The 18,849-nt window shown below is 63.1% G+C and carries 19 protein-coding genes; 15 read left to right on the forward strand and 4 right to left on the reverse strand.

What is annotated here, in order from left to right:
• Positions 1 to 4: 4 nt before the first annotated feature.
• On the forward strand, positions 5 to 826 hold the full coding sequence (locus DWU99_RS00190) for a DUF3025 domain-containing protein (RefSeq protein ID WP_115475986.1): 822 nt from the start codon (positions 5 to 7) through the stop codon (positions 824 to 826).
• Between the two features lie 3 nt (positions 827 to 829).
• Here DWU99_RS00190 and greB read toward each other — a convergent pair whose 3' ends face one another.
• Positions 830 to 1,330, reverse strand: coding sequence for a transcription elongation factor GreB (gene greB, locus DWU99_RS00195; protein WP_115475987.1), 501 nt, complete (start codon positions 1,328 to 1,330; stop codon positions 830 to 832).
• Between the two features lie 256 nt (positions 1,331 to 1,586).
• Between greB and DWU99_RS00200 the strand changes: the two genes are divergently transcribed.
• Positions 1,587 to 3,077: a transglycosylase SLT domain-containing protein gene (locus DWU99_RS00200; protein ID WP_115475988.1), complete on the forward strand. Its 1,491-nt coding sequence runs from the start codon at positions 1,587 to 1,589 to the stop codon at positions 3,075 to 3,077.
• A 205-nt stretch (positions 3,078 to 3,282) separates the two neighbouring features.
• Here the strand turns inward: DWU99_RS00200 and DWU99_RS00205 are convergent, their stop codons facing one another.
• Positions 3,283 to 3,723, reverse strand: coding sequence for a hypothetical protein (locus DWU99_RS00205; RefSeq protein ID WP_199535655.1), 441 nt, complete (start codon positions 3,721 to 3,723; stop codon positions 3,283 to 3,285).
• A 155-nt stretch (positions 3,724 to 3,878) separates the two neighbouring features.
• The gene (gene asd, locus DWU99_RS00210; protein WP_115475989.1) at positions 3,879 to 4,724 is read right to left on the reverse strand and encodes an archaetidylserine decarboxylase; all 846 of its coding nucleotides are present in this window, start codon (positions 4,722 to 4,724) and stop codon (positions 3,879 to 3,881) included.
• Positions 4,725 to 4,791: 67 nt separating this feature from the next.
• On the opposite strand from asd, the gene DWU99_RS00215 reads away from it, so the two are divergent.
• From DWU99_RS00215 to DWU99_RS00260, 10 genes are all read left to right on the forward strand, one after another.
• Complete coding sequence (locus DWU99_RS00215; RefSeq protein ID WP_199535656.1) at positions 4,792 to 5,118, forward strand: cupin domain-containing protein; 327 nt, start codon at positions 4,792 to 4,794, stop codon at positions 5,116 to 5,118.
• A 78-nt stretch (positions 5,119 to 5,196) separates the two neighbouring features.
• Positions 5,197 to 6,123: a 50S ribosomal protein L3 N(5)-glutamine methyltransferase gene (prmB, locus tag DWU99_RS00220; RefSeq protein ID WP_115477121.1), complete on the forward strand. Its 927-nt coding sequence runs from the start codon at positions 5,197 to 5,199 to the stop codon at positions 6,121 to 6,123.
• Positions 6,124 to 6,140: 17 nt separating this feature from the next.
• A complete protein-coding gene (locus tag DWU99_RS00225) occupies positions 6,141 to 6,692 on the forward strand; it encodes a GNAT family N-acetyltransferase (RefSeq protein ID WP_115475990.1) in 552 nt (183 codons plus the stop codon).
• Positions 6,693 to 6,809: 117 nt separating this feature from the next.
• A complete protein-coding gene (gene aroC / locus DWU99_RS00230; protein WP_115475991.1) occupies positions 6,810 to 7,898 on the forward strand; it encodes a chorismate synthase in 1,089 nt (362 codons plus the stop codon).
• 72 nt (positions 7,899 to 7,970) lie between these two features.
• Entirely contained in the window at positions 7,971 to 8,984 is a 1,014-nt protein-coding gene (locus tag DWU99_RS00235) for a 2-hydroxyacid dehydrogenase (protein WP_115475992.1), read from the forward strand.
• Positions 8,985 to 9,066: 82 nt separating this feature from the next.
• A complete protein-coding gene (locus DWU99_RS00240; RefSeq protein ID WP_115475993.1) occupies positions 9,067 to 10,095 on the forward strand; it encodes an aspartate-semialdehyde dehydrogenase in 1,029 nt (342 codons plus the stop codon).
• Entirely contained in the window at positions 10,095 to 10,388 is a 294-nt protein-coding gene (locus DWU99_RS00245; protein ID WP_115475994.1) for a hypothetical protein, read from the forward strand. The genes DWU99_RS00240 and DWU99_RS00245 overlap by 1 nt, the downstream gene beginning before the upstream one ends.
• Positions 10,389 to 10,552: 164 nt before the next feature.
• Entirely contained in the window at positions 10,553 to 12,826 is a 2,274-nt protein-coding gene (locus DWU99_RS00250) for a motility hub landmark protein FimV (RefSeq protein WP_115475995.1), read from the forward strand.
• 136 nt (positions 12,827 to 12,962) lie between these two features.
• Positions 12,963 to 13,730 (forward strand): tRNA pseudouridine(38-40) synthase TruA, encoded by a 768-nt coding sequence (gene truA / locus DWU99_RS00255; RefSeq protein ID WP_115475996.1) that lies wholly within the window; start codon positions 12,963 to 12,965, stop codon positions 13,728 to 13,730.
• The gene (locus DWU99_RS00260) at positions 13,727 to 14,344 is read left to right on the forward strand and encodes a phosphoribosylanthranilate isomerase (RefSeq protein WP_115475997.1); all 618 of its coding nucleotides are present in this window, start codon (positions 13,727 to 13,729) and stop codon (positions 14,342 to 14,344) included. The genes truA and DWU99_RS00260 overlap by 4 nt, the downstream gene beginning before the upstream one ends.
• Here DWU99_RS00260 and DWU99_RS00265 read toward each other — a convergent pair.
• Positions 14,341 to 15,231 (reverse strand): LysR family transcriptional regulator, encoded by an 891-nt coding sequence (locus DWU99_RS00265; protein WP_115477122.1) that lies wholly within the window; start codon positions 15,229 to 15,231, stop codon positions 14,341 to 14,343. The two genes, DWU99_RS00260 and DWU99_RS00265, sit on opposite strands and share 4 nt — an antisense overlap.
• A gap of 132 nt (positions 15,232 to 15,363) precedes the next feature.
• Here DWU99_RS00265 and trpB point away from each other — a divergent pair, with 132 nt between their 5' ends.
• The 3 genes from trpB (at position 15,364) to accD (ending at position 18,439) form a co-directional block, all read left to right on the forward strand.
• The gene (trpB, locus tag DWU99_RS00270; protein ID WP_115475998.1) at positions 15,364 to 16,575 is read left to right on the forward strand and encodes a tryptophan synthase subunit beta; all 1,212 of its coding nucleotides are present in this window, start codon (positions 15,364 to 15,366) and stop codon (positions 16,573 to 16,575) included.
• Positions 16,572 to 17,384: a tryptophan synthase subunit alpha gene (gene trpA / locus DWU99_RS00275; RefSeq protein ID WP_115475999.1), complete on the forward strand. Its 813-nt coding sequence runs from the start codon at positions 16,572 to 16,574 to the stop codon at positions 17,382 to 17,384. Before trpB ends, trpA begins: the two co-directional genes overlap by 4 nt.
• A gap of 185 nt (positions 17,385 to 17,569) precedes the next feature.
• Positions 17,570 to 18,439, forward strand: coding sequence for an acetyl-CoA carboxylase, carboxyltransferase subunit beta (accD, locus tag DWU99_RS00280; RefSeq protein WP_115476000.1), 870 nt, complete (start codon positions 17,570 to 17,572; stop codon positions 18,437 to 18,439).
• The last annotated feature ends 410 nt before the right edge of the window (positions 18,440 to 18,849 follow it).

The raw sequence follows: 18,849 nt of genomic DNA on the forward strand, positions 1-18,849 counted from the left end.
AACCATGCGCCGCACGCGCTACATCGCGCCGGCGCGGGATGACGTGGATCGGAGTGTGTTTACGCGCGCGCCTTTGACGCACTGGCGCGACTACCGCGACTGGATGGAAGGCGCGCGCTGGCCTTCCATCGATGATCTCAACGCGCGCTGGCCGAATGAAGTGAGCGAACGGTTCGCTCCACAGACCCGCGCCTTGCTCGATGACGGGCTGCACTACGAAGAACGCATTGCGCAACACGGTTTGATTGCCACGCGCGAGGCCAATTGGCACGACTTGTTCAATGCGATGATCTGGTTGCGTTATCCGGATCTCAAGCGCGCTCTCAATCGACAGCAGGTCGCCGAGGTGGCACGCGTCGGTCCGCGCGAGCGATCACGGCCACAATGCGCGCAGACGCATTTCGACGAAGCGGGATCCGTGGTTGTATTGCGCGATCCGGCGCTGCTTGCGCTATGGGATGCGCACGACTGGCACGGTTTGTTCTGGCGTCATCGCGATGCATGGCTGAATGGCGCGGTCACCGTGGCGCTGTTTGGTCATGCGTTGCTTGAGCATGCATTGACGCCCGGCAAGCTGCTCGTGGGCAAAGCCATCGTGGTTCTGTCGCGCGATAGTGTTGATGACGACAGCGCAATTCGGTGTTGTGCACAAGCCATCGCGGAAGAGCGTCTTTTGCGCGATCCGTTGGAGCTTCGGCCGCTGCCGTTGTCGGGCATCCCTGGCTGGCATGTCGACAACGGTGAGGAATCGTTTCACCTCAGCGCGCCGTGTTATCAACCCTTGCGCAGCGGCAGGTCTTACCCGGCACCGCTACATCTGTCTTAGAGCCTATTCGTATTCCACGGCAATGATCACGAAGCGCGTGCGTCCGCTGGGTAGTTCCGCCTCGAATTCGTCGTCCAGCTTTTTTTTCATCACAGCCTGCGCCAGCGGCGAATCGATGCTGATCCAGCCTCGCTTGGCATCGGTCTCATCGGGCCCGACGATGCGGTAACGCAGCGTGTCGCCGTTCACTGCGTTTTCCAGTTCGATGACGGCTCCGAAAAACACTGTCTCGCGGTCCGCGGGCACACCTTCGGCGACTTTCAGCGACGGAATGCGCTTGCTGAGGTAGCGCACGCGGCGATCGATCTCGCCAAGCTGCTTTTTGCGATACGTGTATTCAGCATTTTCCGAGCGATCGCCCTCGGCCGCGGCCGCTGCGAGCGCCTTCACCACTTCCGGCCGCAATGTGTGCCAGAGGTGATCGAGCTCGCTCTTGAGTTTTTCAAAACCCTCCCGCGTGATGATGGCGGTGGAACGCGGGGCAGGGGGGCGCCAACGGGTCATGACGATACGGTGCTCAATGTTTGCGGCCGATGCCGGGCGACGAGCCGAAGGTTCTGCACGCTGACCGTCGGCGCAGGCGCGTTCAGATGAACGGCCTTCGAGACACCGTTGCGTCTCGTCGGAATGTCTGGCATGAAAGGCCCTTCAGGCGGATGGCCGAATTGTAGCGATTCGGCGGCGTCGCATCGAAACAAGTTGTTTGAGTCTCTCGGCGCAGCCCGCTATGGTTGCGCCTTTGGTGCTGGTGTAACCCGACATGTCTTACCGTATTACCGCTCGTTCCCTCCGTCTGGTTTCGCTGGTCGCTGCGCTGGTTGAGGTAGCCGGCTGTGCTTCGGGAGGCGCGGCGGCAAAGCCGCAGCCGCCTTCGGCGTCGCTCAATGCGTTGTATGCGCAGATCGACCAGGCCAGCCAAAGCTACGAGACGGCCCTTCAGCAGACGCGCGCGGGCGACCAGGAGGCTGCGGAGAAGACCCTGGAAGGATCGATCAATCAGCTGAAGGACGCGGCAGCGCATTGCGGCGTCACGCCCGGATGCGATCCGCAGCGCTTTTTCTCGGTTTACGATCATCTGCTGCGGCTGAAGGACGGCAGCTTCATCGGTGACCAGACGCCTGGCGAGGACACCAGCGACGCCACCGCGGGTGCGCTGCCTGGTCAAGCCGGCGCCGCCAGCCTGCCTGAGGCGCAACGCAGCGTGACGCTGTTGCGCGGACATCAGCTTTCCGAACTGATCGCGATGAACGGCCCGGTGAAGGCCGCGCTGGAAATGTGGCTGACCCAGTGGCGCTCGAACCTGATGGACGCCTACGTCAACTACCAATACCTGCGCCACGAGATGTGGCCCCAATATCAGCAGGAAGGGCTGCCGGAAGCGTTGCTGTTCGGCATTCTCGCCAAGGAATCGGGTGGCAAGGTGCACGCCGTTTCGCGCTCCGGCGCGGCGGGCCCGCTGCAGTTCATGTACGCCACGGGGCTTCGCTTCGGGCTCAGCGACCAGGATGGATTCGATACGCGCTTTGATCCGACTGAATCGGCGCGTGCGAACGCCCAATACGTGGACGAGCAATTGAAGGTCTTCAACGACAATCTCGAACTCACGCTTGCCGCCTACAACGGCGGCGAGGGGCGCATGCGCAGATTGGTGGGCGACGATACGTCGGTGAGCTTCTACGACCCGCGCATTTACGCCCAGGTGTCGCAGGAAACCCGCGACTACGTGCCGGAAGTGCTGGCGGCGGCATGGCTGTTCCTGCACCCGGACAGTTACAACCTGCGTTTTCCGCAGCTCGATGGCGAGCCCGGAAGCATCACGCTCAAGCGTACGGCCTCCATTTCGGAACTGACGGTGTGCCTGGGTTCGGTCGACGACATGCCTGCCGGCTGGTTCCGCACTTTGCGCAACCTCAATCCCAGGCTCGATCCGCAGCAGGAACAGCCGATAGGGGCAGTGCTGCAGGTGCCCAAGCCGCTGGAAAAGGCGTACGCGGTGCGTTGCGTGGACGGGCCGTGGCCGATCCTTGCCAGCGACCTGCATAACGCCGTGGTTCCCGTATTTCCCGATCCGCAGCCTGCTGTGGCGGCGGACCCGGTCGTTCACTACACCGTACGTCGTGGCGACACGCTCTCAAGCATCGTGCGCAGGCACGGCGGTTGTTCCAGTGAGAGCGAAGTGGCCCGGATGAACAACCTGAAGTTCAATCACGTGAAGATTGGACAGGTGCTCAAGTTGCCTAGCTGTCGGTAAACGCTCAAGGGGCGAGGGAAGAGTAGCGAGGGTTGCCTCGATGGCAGGCCACCGCCTGGAGCGGCCTGCCGGAATGCCTTCGTTGTCGCCATTCCTTTCCCATATCGGAGAGTAGGAGCTCCTGGAAGCCCTCGCTACTCATCCCTCGTCCCTTCGTCTGCGGTGACGCGAGGCAATCGTCTTCGATGTGTGGAACGAGGTGGGCTTAGGCGGCGGCGCCCGAGCGCATCCACTGTGCGGCGGCATTGGCCTGTTCGCCTCCCGTGTCGCGCAGCTCACGCAATACGCGCAGAAGCTGGCGGTGTTGCGGTTGCAGCGAGACGTACTGCGAATCCTTGGTTTCGTGATAGGCCACGGCCAACCACAGGGCGATGCCGCGCAGGGCGACCTCGGGATTCTCGGATTTCGATCGGTTGTAGCCGATGTCAGTGCCTTGACCCCAGGGCATGTAGCGCTGTTCCGGCGCCGTGCCATAGAGATGCGGGAATTCGCACTTGGACGCCTGGCCGATTTCCCGCAGCGCCATAAGGCCGAGGCGGGAGCGAGTGCGCACGGGCAGCGAGGAGATGCTGCGCTCGATCTGCTGGAACTGACGCTGCAGCTGACGGGCACGAGTCATCGCGATAAGGCGGGTGACAATCTGCATGGGACCCCTCATTGGACAGATGCCGCACGGTCGCGCGCGGATTGGCAACGGAGGATAGCGATACCTTTTTGGGTGATGCGCCGAAAACGTCACAAAATGACGACATGCGTCAACGTTCGGCGAATTGGGCATATCGCCGAACGTGCTTGAATCGATTAAGTGTGACGCAGTTCTCCTATTCGCTCGCCGACTTTGATCGCCTGCTGCGGCGTGAGCGCATCCAGTTCGGCGCTCCCCTCTGGCAGCAGCACGATCACGGTGGAGCCCATGTTGAAGCGCGCCATCTCGCTGAAGCGATCGAGGGAAATGTTCTGCCCTGCGAACGATTTGCGCCGGATCGACGGCGCATAAGGCGGAATCACCAACCCATCCCAGACGGTGGCGACCGACGACACGAGGATGGCGCCGACCATCACCACGGCGAATGGCCCGTGCTCGCCTTCGAAGTGACAGACCAGTCGCTCATTGCGTGCGAACAGTCGAGGAATCGCATCGACGGCAAAAGGGGCCACGCTGAAGATTCGGCCCGGGATATGCACGGTCTCCCTCAGCTCGCCGCGCAGTGGCATGTGCACGCGATGGTAGTCGCGCGGCGAGAGGTAGATGGTGACGAAACGTCCGCGCCGATAGGGGGCCGCTGCGGCTTCGTCACCAAGCAGCTCGGCGGCCGTGTATTCCTGTCCCTTGGCCTGGAAGATGCGGCCGTCGAGGATAGGGCCCGCCTGGCTGATGCGACCGTCTGCCGGCGAGAGCAGGGCGGCCGGGGTTGCATCAGCACGGCGGGCATCGGGGCGCAATTTGCGCGTGAAGAACGCATTGAAGTGAGGGTAGGCGAGAGGGTCCGGTTGTGCGGCTTCGGCCATGTTGACCTGATAGCGGCGCACGATCTGGCTCACCAGGAAGTTCTTCCAGGGCGCGAATGTCCAGCGCGTGGCCCAGTAAACCACGCGCGACAAAGCGCGGTGAGGAAGGATGTATTGCAGGAATACCTTGAAAGTCATCCGGCAAGTATAAGGAAAACGGAACGATTCCAGGCGGGGGCTGCGATGGTTCCGTGGGGAGGTTCTAATGCAACAACGTATGACACCAGCCGTGGCATTGGCCGTACTCGACCAAGCCAGAAAGTCTTCGCTTGGCATGTTCAAGCACGGTTCGCTGGAGGTGGAAATCTTCCAGCCGGCCGGCATCGACACGCAGACACCGCACCGCCGCGACGAACTGTGCGTGGTGATTTCCGGGAAGGGCTACTTCGTCTGCGGAGACACGCGACAACCCTTCGGGCCTGGCGAAGTCTTGTTCGTGCCCGCCGGCACGCCCCATCACTTTGAGGATTTCAGCAGGGATTTCAGCGCCTGGGTGATGTTCTACGGACCCCAGGGAGGCGAGGCGGCGTGAGCCTTAGTCATGAACCTGCATGGGGCCGACGTTGAGCAGTCGCTATACTTCACAGCCCCCAAGCCGGACCGTGCCTACGTGACTGCCGAACTCGCCTCGATCATCGACTTTATCCGTTACGGCGCCAGCCGCTTTTCCGCGGCCGGGCTGACTTTCGGGCACAGCCACGACAACCCGATCGATGAAGCCACCCATCTGGTGCTGGCCAGCCTGCATCTGCCGCCGGATATTCCGCCGGCCTACGGCGCCAGCAAGCTGACGGCCGAGGAGCGCGTGCGTGTGCTCAATCTGATCGAGCGACGCGTCAATGAGCGCCTGCCGGTGGCCTATCTCGTCGGCGAAACCTGGTTCGCCGGCTTGAAATTCAAGAGCGACCGCCGTGCCCTGGTGCCGCGCTCGCCCATCGCCGAATTGATCGAGTCAGGCTTCACGCCGTGGCTCGACGGCCGTCATGTCGAGCGTGCGCTGGACCTGTGCACCGGTTCGGGCTGCATCGGCATCGCGATGGCCGAGTACAACCCGCATTGGCATGTCGACATTGTCGACATCAGCGACGATGCGCTGTCGCTGGCACGCGAGAACGTGGCGTTCCAGCACGTCGTCGATCGCGTGGACGTGGTCCGCTCCGATCTTTTTGCGGGGCTCAAGGGGCGCAAATACGACCTGATCGTTTCCAATCCGCCTTACGTCACCGAAGACGAATACGCCGCATTGCCCGGCGAATACAGTCACGAACCGAAACTCGGCCTGACCTCCGGCGAAGACGGTCTGGATATCTGCCTGCGCATGCTTGATGAAGCGGCCGAGCACCTTACCGCCGACGGCTTGCTGATCGTGGAGGTCGGCGAGAGCGAGCATGCGCTCAACGCCTTGTTGCCCGAAGTGCCTTTCGTCTGGATCGAGTTCAAGGTGGGGCCGATGGGCGTGTTCGCGCTTGAGCGGCGTGAACTGATCGAGCACGCTGATGCGATCCGCGCGGCCGCCACTGCTCGTCGCGCGCGCTGAGCGGATGATCGCTGCGCGTGGAACTGGCCACCGCAAGGCTGCGCCTGGACGCATTGCGTGAAGACGATGCGGATGCGTTGTTTCGGTATCGCTCCGACCCGTCTGTCGCTCTCTATCAGGGCTGGTGTCCCGAGACGCGCGAGGACGTGCTGGATTTCATTCGCGCGCAGTGTCATGCGTCGCTGGACCATCCCGACGGCTGGTTTCAACGTGCCATCCGGCTGTCCGGCGATGGCACATTGATAGGCGATATGGGCGTGTACGTTCCGCGTGATCGTGAGGGATCGTACGAATTCGGTATCACCCTGGCGCCATTGCACCAGCGCAAGGGATTTGCTCGCGAAGCGGCTTCTGCGGTGCTGGGCTTCCTGTTCGAAATACGGGGCGCACGACGTGTGCAGGCGTCGATCGATCCCCGCAATCTGGCCAGCGCGGCGCTGCTGCGGTCGCTGGGCATGCGCGAGGAGGCCCACTTTCGGAAGAGTCTGAAGGTGCGTGGCGAGTGGGTCGATGACGTCATCTTCGCCCTGCTGGCGTCGGAGTGGCCGCCGGACGGCGCGCGCGTTTAAGAAGCCGCAGCGCCGGATCGCTAGGCGTGGCAAGATGCGGGGATTGTCCGGCGATTCGCGCGTGCCGCGCTCCCGGATTAGGCGTCTTTGCCACCATCCACTGCTACTGGTTTCCCCGTGTCCAGCAACTCCACCGGCAAGCTATTCACTGTTACGACCTTCGGCGAAAGCCATGGACCCGCCATCGGCTGCGTGATCGACGGCTGCCCTCCGGGATTGTCGATTGACGTCGAAGCATTCCGCACGGATCTCGATCGTCGCGCCACCGGGCGCAGCCGGCACACATCGCAGCGCCGCGAAGCCGACGAGGTGGAAATACTTTCCGGCGTGTATCAGGGACGCACCACCGGCACGCCGATCGCGCTGCTGATCCGCAACACCGACCAGCGCAGCAAGGACTACGGCGATATCGTCGACACCTTCCGGCCGGGGCACGCCGATTACACCTATTGGCAGAAGTACGGCATCCGCGATCCGCGCGGCGGCGGACGCTCCTCGGCGCGCGAGACCACCATGCGTGTCGCGGCGGCGGTGATTGCCAAGAAGTGGCTGGCCGAGCGCTACGGTGTGCTCATTCGCGGTTACCTGGCCCAGCTTGGCGAGGTCACGCCTGAAGGTTTCGATTGGGATGCGGTGGAGCAGAATTCGTTTTTCTGGCCGCATGAACCCCAGGTTCCCGCACTCGAAAAATACATGGACGCCTTGCGCAAGTCCGGCGATTCGGTCGGCGCGCGCGTGAACGTCGATGCCGAAGGCGTGCCTCCGGGCTGGGGCGAGCCGATCTACGGCAAGCTGGATGGCGACCTGGCCGCCGCCCTCATGTCCATCAATGCGGTGAAAGGCGTCGAAATCGGCGACGGTTTCGATGCCGTCGCACAGCGCGGAAGCCAGCATAGGGACGAAATGCATATGGACGGCTTTACGTCCAATCATGCGGGTGGCATCCTTGGCGGGATCAGTACGGGGCAGGTTGTGCGTGCCTCGATCGCGCTCAAGCCCACTTCCAGCATTCTGATTCCCGGCCACAGCGTGAACCTGGTCGGCGAGCCGGTCGACGTGGTGACCAAAGGGCGCCATGATCCCTGCGTCGGGATCCGCGCCACCCCCATTGCCGAGGCGATGATGGCACTGGTGCTGATGGACCACGCATTGCGCCACCGTGCGCAATGCGGCGACGTGGGCGAGATAAAACCACGTATTCCCTGATGGAGCAGGGAGCCGGTACCGCAAGCGGTTCGGTCCGGCAGGCAGCAGGTGTCCGAGGTAGTTGTCGTCACGATGAGCAAATCACACAGCGTCTGGGTTTCGCGCCCATTGTTTCCCGAGGTACTGGCGACACTCGCCCAGTACGTGGACGTGAGCGTGGAACCCAAGGAAAGCAAGCGCACGCCGGAGCAATTGCGCGCCAAGTTGGCCCATGTCGACGGTGCGATAGTCGGGCTGGGCGATCGCATCGATGCCGGCGTGCTGGCGGGCAACCGGCGATTGCGCGCGATCGCGAATCTCGGCGTGGGCTACAACAACCTGGACGTTCCCGCACTGACGGCGGCGGGCATTGTCGCCACCAACACGCCGGACGTCCTCACGCAGACGACGGCCGATTATGCGTGGGCCTTGCTTCTGGCTGCGGCGCGCCGCGTCTGCAGTGCCGAGCGCTGGTTGAGGGCAGGGCGCTGGCGCGGCGGGATGCGTTTCGACGATTGGCTGGGCGTGGACGTCCACGGCAAGACGCTGGGCATTCTCGGCATGGGACGCATTGGACAGGCCGTGGCGCGACGCGGTGCCGGCTTCGACATGAAAGTCATCTACCACAACCGTTCCAGGCTGCCCGACGCCGTCGAGCGCGAATGTCGTGCGGAATGGGTGGAGAAGAGCGAGCTGCTCAAGCGTGCGGATCACCTCGTGCTGGTGCTTCCGTACAACGCGCAAAGCCACCATGCGATCGGCGCGACGGAACTCGAACACATGAAACCCACGGCGGTCCTGGTGAATATCGCGCGTGGCGGTATCGTGGACGATGCCGCCCTGGCGGTCGCGCTGCGCGAGGGGCGGCTGGCGGCCGCAGGCCTGGATGTCTTCGAGGGCGAGCCTTCCGTGAATCCGGCTTTGCGCGAACTCGACAATGCCGTGCTAAGCCCGCATATCGCCAGCGCCAGCGCCGATACGCGCCGCGCGATGGCCCAATTGGCCGCCGACAATTTGCTGGCCGCGCTGGGCCACGGCCCCAACGCGGGGCACCCGCCTTCATTACTGAATCCTGAAGCACGGGGTAGACGCACCGGTGAAACGTGATATGCCTCACGCTGACGAAGCCCTGCCGTGTCGTTCATGCGCCGCGCAGGCTAGATTCCAATTCCCTGACAAGTGACCCGAGATGAGCAAGAAGAGCAGTTACAAGGTAGCCATGGTAGGCGCGACCGGCGCCGTGGGTGAGACATTGCTGAGCATCCTGGCCCAGCGCGAATTTCCGGTAAGCGAGCTGGTGCCGCTGGCCAGCGAGCGCTCCGCCGGCGGCAAGGTGGAGTTCGGCGGCAAACAGATCACCGTACGGAACCTGGCTGATTACGACTTCTCGGGCGTGGACATCGCTTTCTTCTCCGCGGGTGGCTCCGTAAGCCGCGTGCATGCGCCGCGCGCGGCGCAGGCCGGCGCCGTGGTGATCGACAACACCTCGGAGTTTCGCTACCAGGACGATATTCCGCTGGTGGTGAGCGAGGTCAATCCGCATGCCATCGCGCAGTACACGCAGCGCGGGATCATCGCCAATCCCAATTGCTCCACCATGCAGATGCTGGTGGCGCTGGCGCCGATTCATCGCGCGGTGGGGATCGAGCGCATCAACGTGGCCACCTACCAGTCGGTGTCCGGCGCGGGCCGCTCGGGCATGGAAGAACTGGGCAAGCAAACGGCCGCGTTGCTCAATTTCCAGGAAGTGGAACGGACCAAGTTCCCCAAGCAGATCGCTTTCAACGTGATCCCGCACATCGACGACTTCCAGCCCAACGGCTACACCAAGGAAGAAATGAAGATGGTGTGGGAAACGCGCAAGATCCTGGAAGACGAGTCCATCCAGGTGAACCCGACGGCAGTGCGCGTGCCGGTGTTCTACGGCCACGCCGAGGCCGTGCATATCGAGACGCGCGACAAGATCACCGCCGAGCAGGCGCGCGCGCTGCTTGAGAATGCCGAAGGCGTGGTCGTGCAGGACGAGCGCAAGCCCGGCGGCTATCCGACCCCTGTCGGCGACGCCGCTGGCCAGGACCCGGTGTTCGTGGGGCGTCTGCGCGAGGACATTTCCCACGAGCGCGGGCTGGACATGTGGATCGTGGCCGACAACATCCGCAAGGGCGCGGCGCTCAACGCCGTGCAGATCGCGGAGCTGCTGATCGAGGACTATCTGTAATGCGATTTGCCGTGGCAGTGGTAGTGGGGTGTTTGCTGGTTTCGATGCATGCCTGGGCCGGGCCCCAGGTTTCCGGTACGGCGGCGAGTGCCAAATCCGTGACTGCAACGAACGCAAAAGTGGTCAAAAACCAGGCCGAAGTCGATCGGCTGCAAAAGGATGTCGGGCAGCAAGAGTCCGTCAATCAGGACGCGGCCGAGCGCCTGCAACAGCAAGACCGTACCATTGCCCAATTGCGCGACCAGCTGAGGGCCACGCAAGAGGCTTCGAAAAGGCCGGCGGACGGGCATTGACGCCCGTCACGTCTGGCAAAAAAATCGCCCCGGGACGGGCAATTACCAGCACTGGCTATTGTTGATTGTCGTTTATCTAACTAAAGTGACGCCTTCCAAGAGAAAGTCACTGCAAGCTGCGGTGATTTTTAGGTAAAGCGTCCGGTCGTTCGGGGGAGCACGCGATGAATCGTTCGTTGAAGCTGTCGATACTGATGGCGCTTGCGCTGGGCAGTACTCAGGCGGCAGCCGTGGAGCTGGGACAGGCCCACGTGAAATCGGCGCTGGGGCAGCCGTTGCTGGTCGAAATTCCGGTCACACAGGCAACCCCGGCGGAACTGCAGAGCCTGAGTGCCGAACTGGCCTCCAATGACGCTTTTGCCAAGGCCGGCGGTGAGCGCCCGACCATTCCCCTGACTTTCACCGTTGCGGATGTCAGCGGGCATAAGGTCATCCGTATCACCAGCAGTACGTCGGTGGACGACCCTTACCTGGACCTCCTGGTGCAGGTCACCAGCGCCACCGGCAGCAGTGTGCGTGAATTCGCCATCCTGCTCGATCCTCCGAGCAAGGTGGAGCAAGCTGCCGCGAGCAGTGCGCCCACGCGCCATCGTGCACCGGCCAGCAGCGCTTCCGCGCCATCGGGCACTGCCGCCGCCGCTCGTCGCCAGACCACGCCGGCGCCTTCGCAGCATGCGGCAGCGGCGATCAGGAATGGCCAGTACACGGTTGAAAAGGGCCAGACGCTTTCGCACGTAGCCGTGGAGACGGCACAGGCGGGCGTCGACAAGAACCAGATGATGCTCGCCCTCAAGGCGGCCAATCCGGACGCCTTCTATCGCGACAACATCAATGCGCTGAAGGCCGGCGCCGTGCTGCGCATACCTTCGCACGACGACGCGACCGCCGTCGCAGCCGCCGAAGCAGCCGCGACCGTTCGCCAGCAGGACAGCGATTGGCGTAACGGCAGCGTCGCTGCAGCGCCCGTTGCCGTTGCCACGGGCGGCACCCGCTCGAACGCCTCGGTGGCGCCGACGGCCAGCAGCAATGCTGACCGGCTTGCGCTGGTTCCGCCAGGCAGCGAAGGTCAGTCCGCAGGTGGTTCGAACGGCAAGGCGAACGGCAACGCCGCCATTCGCCAGGAATTGCAGCGTAGCCAGGAAACGCTCTCCTCGCTGGAACAGCAGAGCAACGACCTGAAGTCGCGGTTGAAGGATCTGGAAGACCTCAACTCGAAGAATCAGCGCCTGTTGTCGCTCAAGGACAACGAAATCGCGGATCTGCAGAAGAAGCTTGCCGATGCGCGCAAGTCGGCGGGTCTGCCGCCGGCTCCCGTGGCAACCCCCGCACCGGCGAAGCCGGCACAGCCCGTTGCCTCGGCCCCCACGCATGCTGTAACCGCTCCGAATCCGGCGCTGGCTGGACTGGCGAATGCCAACAAGCCTGCAAGCACGCCCGCCACTGCCGCCACCGCTCCGCATCCGGCAGTGGTCACCACGCCGCTCACTACGCCTGCTTCCAAGCCTGCAAGCCGGCCCGTGCATCGGGTTGTCACGCCTGCCGCCGAGGAGCAGCCTTGGTACATGCAGCCGTGGGCGCTGGGTGCCGGTGGCCTGGTGGTTGTTCTTGCCCTGGTCGGTCTGCTGCGTCGTGGCAAGTCGGGTGCAAAACCCGCGAAGGCGCCGCCGCTTGGGTCGTCCAAGGGGTCGCTGGCCGACCGCTTCGGTACGGCGGACGAGGATCATCCGGCTGGCTCCGATCCGGATCAGGACGAACTGCTCGATCAGCTGGCCGAGCACCCTGATGACATCGCCTCGCATCTGGAACTGGTAAGCCTTTACTACACCCGTCGTGACGTCGAGCATTTCGAGGCCGCGGCGGAGGCCATGCATGCGCACATCACCGACCCCGATCAGCCGGAATGGCAGGATGTGGTGCACATGGGCGAAGACCTGGCGCCTGGCCACCCGTTGTTCGCCCAGACCGTCATCCCGCCGTCGACGCACGACGAGCAGTCGCCGCTGCACCACTTCGACCTGGACAGCTATGGCGCCAAGCAGGACTCCGATTCGACTGTCGCCAGGAACGCGCCGCCGCAGCCGTCCAAAGTCAGCGAATATCACTTCGATTTCGACCTGACGCCGCATCACGCCGAGTCGCCTGCCCAGGCTACGCACGCAACGGCAACGGCGGTGAAGCCGGAGCAGGAGCCGGTATCGACCTGGAATTTCGAGGAGCCGGCTGAATCGGCCCAGGCTCCGCACGCCGATCACGCCGAGCACGAAGCGGACTTCGGCGAATTGCACGACGATCCTATCGATACCAAGCTCGACTTGGCGCGCGCCTACCTCGACATGGGCGATCCCGACGGCGCTCGCGCGATGCTTGATGAGGTGATGCAGGAAGGCACCCAGATGCAGAAGGATGTGGCGAAAACATTGATGGCCAAGATCCACTGACCGTCGCATCGCATGTTTTATCGACCATCGGGCCGGCTATGCCGGCCCGATGCTTTTGGGGCGATTGAACCCGCACAGGCACGGGATTCTGGCGACAAGCTGCTACGCTTGTCGTCTTGCGGTTTCTTAGACACTCATGCGCATTGCTCTCGGTATCGAATACGACGGCACGAACTTCCTCGGCTGGCAGCGGCTGAGTCACGGTGCGAGCGTGCAGGCCAGCGTGGAGAAGGCCCTTTCGTTTGTCGCGGCCGAGCCGATCGAAGTCACCTGCGCGGGCCGCACGGATGCGGGCGTGCACGGGCGTTGCCAGGTCGTGCATTTCGACACCGAGGTACAGCGCGACATGCGCGGCTGGGTGCTCGGCACAAGTTCGAATTTGCCCACCGAAGTGGCCGTGTTGTGGGCGCAACCCGTCGCGGACGACTTCCATGCGCGCTTTTCCGCACGTAGTCGCCGCTATCGCTACACCATCCTCAATCGCGCCATTCGTCCGGCGCTGGATGCACGCTTCGTTTCCTGGGAGCGCCACCCGCTGGATGCCGCGCGCATGCACGATGCTGCTCAAGCGTTGATCGGCGAGCATGATTTCAGCGCTTTTCGAGCGGTCTCGTGCCAGGCTGCGCATGCGCGGCGACTGGTGACGATGATTCAGGTGCGCCGCGAAGATGCCTGCGTGATCATCGAAATCGAAGCCAACGCTTTTTTGCATCACATGGTGCGCAATATCGTCGGTTCGCTACTGCCGGTCGGACGCGGCGAGCAGCCAGTGGAATGGGTCGCAGAGCTGCTTGCAGGGCGCAATCGTGAAGTGGCTGGCCCTACCGCCGCGGCATCCGGCCTGACCTTCATCGGTCCGCGTTACGAACGACATTGGGGACTGCCTCCCGAGGTGAGCCAATGACACGCATCAAGTGTTGCGGCATGACCCGCATCAAGGATGCGCTGCTCGCCGCGCAGCTCGGCGCCGATGCGATCGGCGTGGTGATGACGTCGCGCAGCAAGCGACAAGTGGCGCTGGAGCAGGCCAAGGCCATCGTCGATGCCATGCCTCCCTTTGTCACGACGGTCGCGCTTTGCATGGATGACGAAGCCGATTTCGTACGGGCGGTGATCGAAACGGTTCGGCCCGCGATGCTGCAATTCCACGGCATGGAAAGCGACGAGTGGTGCGCGCAATTCGGTCAGCCGTACCTCAAGGCCATTGCGATGGGCGAGGGAGCCTCCGCACGTGCGCAGCTTCGCGCCTATCCGCGTGCGGCGGGCTTGCTGCTCGATGGTCATGGACTCGGCGAAGCAGGCGGCACAGGTAAAACTTTCGATTGGTCGCTGATGCCGAAAGACATTAGGCAGCCGCTGATTCTGGCCGGCGGCCTGACGCCGTCGAACGTGCAAACGGCCGTGCGTACGGCGCGACCGTGGGCGGTGGATGTGTCGAGCGGGATCGAGTCCGCGCCGGGCATCAAGGATCCCGCGAAGCTGCGCGACTTCATCGCGGCAGCGCGCGCGGCGACCTAGTTGCTATTTAGCTCGTTGCGCAGCCAGGTCGCGAGCGAGTCGACGCGACTGTCGTTCCTGCGCCGCGGCGTTGCCAGAATCCACGACGCCGATGTCTGGCGGAATCCCCAGGGAGCAAGCAGGCGACCGGCGCTCAAGTCATCGCGTACCAATTGCTCCGGCGCGATGGCGACGCCGAGTCCGGCAACCGCCGCTTCCAGCAGATAAAACAATCGGGCGAATCCTTGTCCATGGCGCAATGACTTCGCGGGTACGCCGCTGGCCTGCGCCCACTCGGGCCACGCTTGCGGGCGCGATGTCGTGTGCAACAGGGCTTCGTCGCACAACACCGATTCGTCGCGACCCAGCAGGCGTGCAAGGCCCGCATAGCGAGGACTGACCACCGGGCCTATGCGCTCCGGAGCCAACGCATGCACTTGCCACGCGGCCGGCCAGGGCGGTGCAGCCAGCGCCAATGCGGCATCGGGCTCCGCGCGTTGTGGTGAAAGCGGATCTTCCTCCGGCGAAAGATGGAGCCGGAGCATGGGTAGATCGCGTTCGAGTCGATCGAGGCGTGGAATCACCCAGCGCGCGAGCAGGCTGCTGGCGCAACCGAGCACGAAAGGCGAATCGTTGCCGGGGCGGCGCAGCTCCGACCAGCCGTCACGCAGCTGGTCGAATGCGGTCGTTACGCGATCGCGTAGCTGTTCGCCGATGGCGGTGAGCGTGATGCCGCGGCCTTGGCGGGTGAACAAGGGTTGCTGGAGCGCTTCTTCCAACACGCGCAGCTGCCGGCTGATCGCACCGTGGGTGACGCTCAGCTCTTCGGCGGCGCGGCTGACGCTGCCCAGCCGGGCGGTGGCCTCGAAGGCCCGCAGCGCATTCAGCGATGGCAATTCGCGGCTCACCAATCTGTGAGTTTTCCTGACGTGTTGCGGCCATCATATCGCTTTTTTGCCATGGCAATTCGCTGTATTTTTAGCATCCGGTGGTTCTATCCCAACCCCAAGCATCCGCGATTTGCACAGGATTTCTGACAGATGCCCACGATCCAGGATTACCAGAGCTGGCCCGACGCCCATGGGCGTTTCGGCGACTTCGGCGGCCAATACGTCGCCGAGACCCTGATGGCGCCACTGGCCGAACTCACCGAGGCCTATCTGCGCCTGCGCGAAGATCCCGATTTCCTCGCCGAGCTGGATCGAGACCTGACCCACTACGTAGGGCGCCCCAGCCCCATCTATCACGCCGAGCACCTCTCCAGGCACGTCGGTGGCGCGCGCATCCTGCTCAAGCGCGAGGATCTCAATCACACCGGTGCGCACAAGATCAACAACACCATCGGCCAGGCGTTGGTCGCCAAGCGGATGGGCAAGCCGCGCATCATCGCCGAGACTGGCGCAGGCCAGCATGGTGTGGCCAGCGCCACCGTTGCCGCGCGTTTCGGACTCAAGTGCGTGGTCTACATGGGCGCCGTCGATATCGAGCGCCAGAAGATCAACGTCTACCGCATGAAGCTGCTTGGTGCGGAAGTCGTGCCGGTGACGTCGGGTTCGAAAACGCTGAAAGATGCGTTGAATGAAGCCATGCGTGATTGGGTCACCAACGTCGCCGACACGTTCTACATCATCGGCACCGTCGCGGGGCCGCATCCGTATCCGATGATGGTGCGCGATTTCAACGCCATCGTCGGACGCGAAGCGCGTTCGCAGATGTTGGCGCAGTATGGTCGCTTGCCGGATGTGCTCACTGCATGCGTGGGCGGCGGTTCCAATGCGATCGGTTTGTTTCACGCGTTCCTCAACGACAGCGATGTACGCATCGTTGGCGCCGAGGCGGCAGGCGAAGGCATCGCCACGGGACATCACGCAGCATCGCTCGCGGCAGGGCGTCCCGGCGTGCTGCATGGCAATCGCACCTATGTTCTATGCGACGACAACGGGCAGATCACGGAAACGCATTCGGTTTCCGCCGGCCTCGACTATCCCGGTGTCGGCCCCGAGCATGCATTCCTCAAGGACGCCGGACGCGCCCAATACGTCGGCGTGACCGACGACGAAGCGTTGGAAGCCTTTCATCTGCTGGCGCGCACCGAGGGCATTCTCGCCGCGCTCGAATCCAGCCACGCCGTTGCGCAGGCCATGAAGATCGCGCGCGAACTGCCGAAGGATGGGATCGTGCTCTGCAATCTTTCCGGACGCGGCGACAAGGACGTACACACGATTGCAGCGCGCGAAGGAGTGCAGGTATGAGCCGCCTCGATCGTCGTTTCGCAGCGTTGAAGGCTGCTGGCCGAACCGGGTTGATTCCGTTTGTAACCGCAGGCGACCCGTCTCCGGAGCATGCCGTCACATTGATGCATGCGTTGGTGGATGCGGGCGCCGACGTAATCGAACTGGGCGTTCCGTTCTCCGATCCGATGGCCGACGGCCCGGTGATTCAGCACGCGAGCGAGCGCGCCATTGCCAAGGGCGTTGGTCTTGCCGCCGTCTTGGGCTGGGTCGCAGCATTCCGCGAACGCGACGAAGACACACCGGTTGTGCTGATGGGTTACCTCAATCCTGTCGAAATCCACGGCTATCAGCGTTTTGCCAGCGAAGCGATTGCTGCAGGCGTGGATGGCGTGTTGCTGGTGGATTGCCCGCTGGAAGAAGCCGCCGTGCTCGCGCCTTTGCGTGCGGCCGGATTGCAGCAGATTTTGCTGGCGGCACCCACCACCGCACCCGCGCGTATGGCGGAATTGTGCAAAGCGGCCGAAGGTTTCCTGTACTATGTATCGTTCGCCGGCATCACCGGGGCAGGTCGCTTGAGCACGCAGGATATCGCCGCACGCGTGGCGGATATCCGGGCTCATGCGAAGGCACCGGTTGCCGTGGGTTTTGGCGTGAAGGATGCGCAGAGCGCAAAAGCGATCGCCGGTTTTGCCGATGCCGTCGTGATCGGCAGCGCTCTCGTCGAGCGGCTCGATGGCGCGACGACGGCGCAGGATATCTCGGAGCGAGTCGAGCATTTCCTCGGCCCGATCCGCAAGGCGCTGGATACGCCGTCAAGTTCCTCTTGAGGAGGGGGAACGGGGCATGGGGTCGATGCCCGCGACAGTACGGCGATGGAACGTACTTTTCGCGGAGCGGTCATACGCATGACCGGGCTCGCGCTTACCGTCCTTGAAAAAGGTCTGGTGTCGCACGAAGTCGCCCCCATGAAGTTCTGACGGTCCCTGGTCGTCAGATTCAGACTGAGGTTTTTATGAATTGGTTGCAGAAAATCATGACACCCCGCGCGCGGACGCAAGGTTCCGCGGCAGGCAAGGGCAAAGTACCCGAGGGTGTATGGGAGAAGTGCGCCGGCTGCGGAGCCGTGTTGTACAGGCCGGAACTGGAACGCAATCTGATGGTGTGCCCCAAGTGCAGCCATCACCATGCCATCGGTGCGCGCGAGCGGCTGTTGTCGTTCTTCGACGAAGGCACCACGCAGGAACACTGGGCCAGCATGGAGCCCAACGATCCACTGAAATTCCGCGATTCCAAGAAGTACCGCGACCGCATCATCGCCTCGCAGAAATCCACCGGCGAAAAAGATGCGCTGATCGCCATGAGCGGCAAGCTCAAGGAAAGGCCGCTGATGGCCGTTGCGTTCGAGTTCTCCTACATGGGCGGCTCGATGGGTTCGGTGGTCGGCGAGAAGTTCACGCGCGCCGCGGAGCGCGCACTGGCTGAGCGCAGCGCGCTGGTCTGCTTTTCCGCCACGGGCGGTGCACGCATGCAGGAAGCATTGTTCTCGCTGATGCAGATGGCCAAGACCTCGGCCGCGCTGGCGCGTCTGCGCGAGGCAGGCGTGCCGTACATCAGCGTGCTGACGCATCCCACCACCGGTGGCGTGTCCGCCAGCCTCGGCATGCTGGGCGATATCAACGTGGCCGAACCGAAAGCGCTGATCGGCTTCGCCGGCCCGCGCGTCATCGAGCAGACGGTGCGCGAGACCTTGCCTGAAGGGTTCCAGCGTTCGGAATTCCTGCTCGACCACGGTGCCATCGACATGATCGTCGATCGTCGCCAGATGCGCGACAAGCTTGCCGACGTGTTGGGCATTCTGCGCAAAGTGCCTCGCGCGGCGTAAGCGCGACGTGTGCAAACAAGAACGATGCCGCCTTCGGGCGGCATCGTCGTTTTCGCGCTGTTATTTTCAACGTGTCATCCCCTCACCGTCATTCCGGCGCAGGCCGGAATTCAGTACAAACATGCTGTGCAACGCACTCAAAATAGGTTTTGTGTGCTTCGTACTACGTATTCAAACTGGATTCCGGCCTGTGCCGGAATGACGATGAGGGCGCCACAGTTTTCCACAGCATGTGTGGACGCTTTCCGGAAAACCCTGTGGAAAACTCGCATACGCGACTTAGCGATCAATCACTTGCCACAGCGTGATGAATTTTTGCGCAGATAGTTCGCGTACTTTTCCACAGCGATTGTGGAAAGTATCCGGTAGAGCCTGTGGATAGATACGCTATCTCGTTGAACGCAAAGCGC

Source organism: Dyella psychrodurans (genome assembly GCF_003363265.1).
GTDB lineage: Bacteria > Pseudomonadota > Gammaproteobacteria > Xanthomonadales > Rhodanobacteraceae > Dyella_B > Dyella_B psychrodurans.

Excerpts from the sequence above, each read along its gene's own strand:
- DWU99_RS00190 (WP_115475986.1), top strand. The coding sequence starts at position 5 with ATGCGCCGCACGCGCTACATCGCGCCGGCGCGGGATGACGTGGATCGG.
- greB (WP_115475987.1), bottom strand. The coding sequence starts at position 1,330 with ATGACCCGTTGGCGCCCCCCTGCCCCGCGTTCCACCGCCATCATCACG.
- DWU99_RS00200 (WP_115475988.1), top strand. The coding sequence starts at position 1,587 with ATGTCTTACCGTATTACCGCTCGTTCCCTCCGTCTGGTTTCGCTGGTC.
- DWU99_RS00205 (WP_199535655.1), bottom strand. The coding sequence starts at position 3,723 with ATGCAGATTGTCACCCGCCTTATCGCGATGACTCGTGCCCGTCAGCTG.
- asd (WP_115475989.1), bottom strand. The coding sequence starts at position 4,724 with ATGACTTTCAAGGTATTCCTGCAATACATCCTTCCTCACCGCGCTTTG.
- DWU99_RS00215 (WP_199535656.1), top strand. The coding sequence starts at position 4,792 with ATGCAACAACGTATGACACCAGCCGTGGCATTGGCCGTACTCGACCAA.
- DWU99_RS00235 (WP_115475992.1), top strand. The coding sequence starts at position 7,971 with ATGAGCAAATCACACAGCGTCTGGGTTTCGCGCCCATTGTTTCCCGAG.
- DWU99_RS00240 (WP_115475993.1), top strand. The coding sequence starts at position 9,067 with ATGAGCAAGAAGAGCAGTTACAAGGTAGCCATGGTAGGCGCGACCGGC.
- DWU99_RS00245 (WP_115475994.1), top strand. The coding sequence starts at position 10,095 with ATGCGATTTGCCGTGGCAGTGGTAGTGGGGTGTTTGCTGGTTTCGATG.
- DWU99_RS00250 (WP_115475995.1), top strand. The coding sequence starts at position 10,553 with ATGAATCGTTCGTTGAAGCTGTCGATACTGATGGCGCTTGCGCTGGGC.
- truA (WP_115475996.1), top strand. The coding sequence starts at position 12,963 with ATGCGCATTGCTCTCGGTATCGAATACGACGGCACGAACTTCCTCGGC.
- DWU99_RS00260 (WP_115475997.1), top strand. The coding sequence starts at position 13,727 with ATGACACGCATCAAGTGTTGCGGCATGACCCGCATCAAGGATGCGCTG.
- trpB (WP_115475998.1), top strand. The coding sequence starts at position 15,364 with ATGCCCACGATCCAGGATTACCAGAGCTGGCCCGACGCCCATGGGCGT.
- trpA (WP_115475999.1), top strand. The coding sequence starts at position 16,572 with ATGAGCCGCCTCGATCGTCGTTTCGCAGCGTTGAAGGCTGCTGGCCGA.
- accD (WP_115476000.1), top strand. The coding sequence starts at position 17,570 with ATGAATTGGTTGCAGAAAATCATGACACCCCGCGCGCGGACGCAAGGT.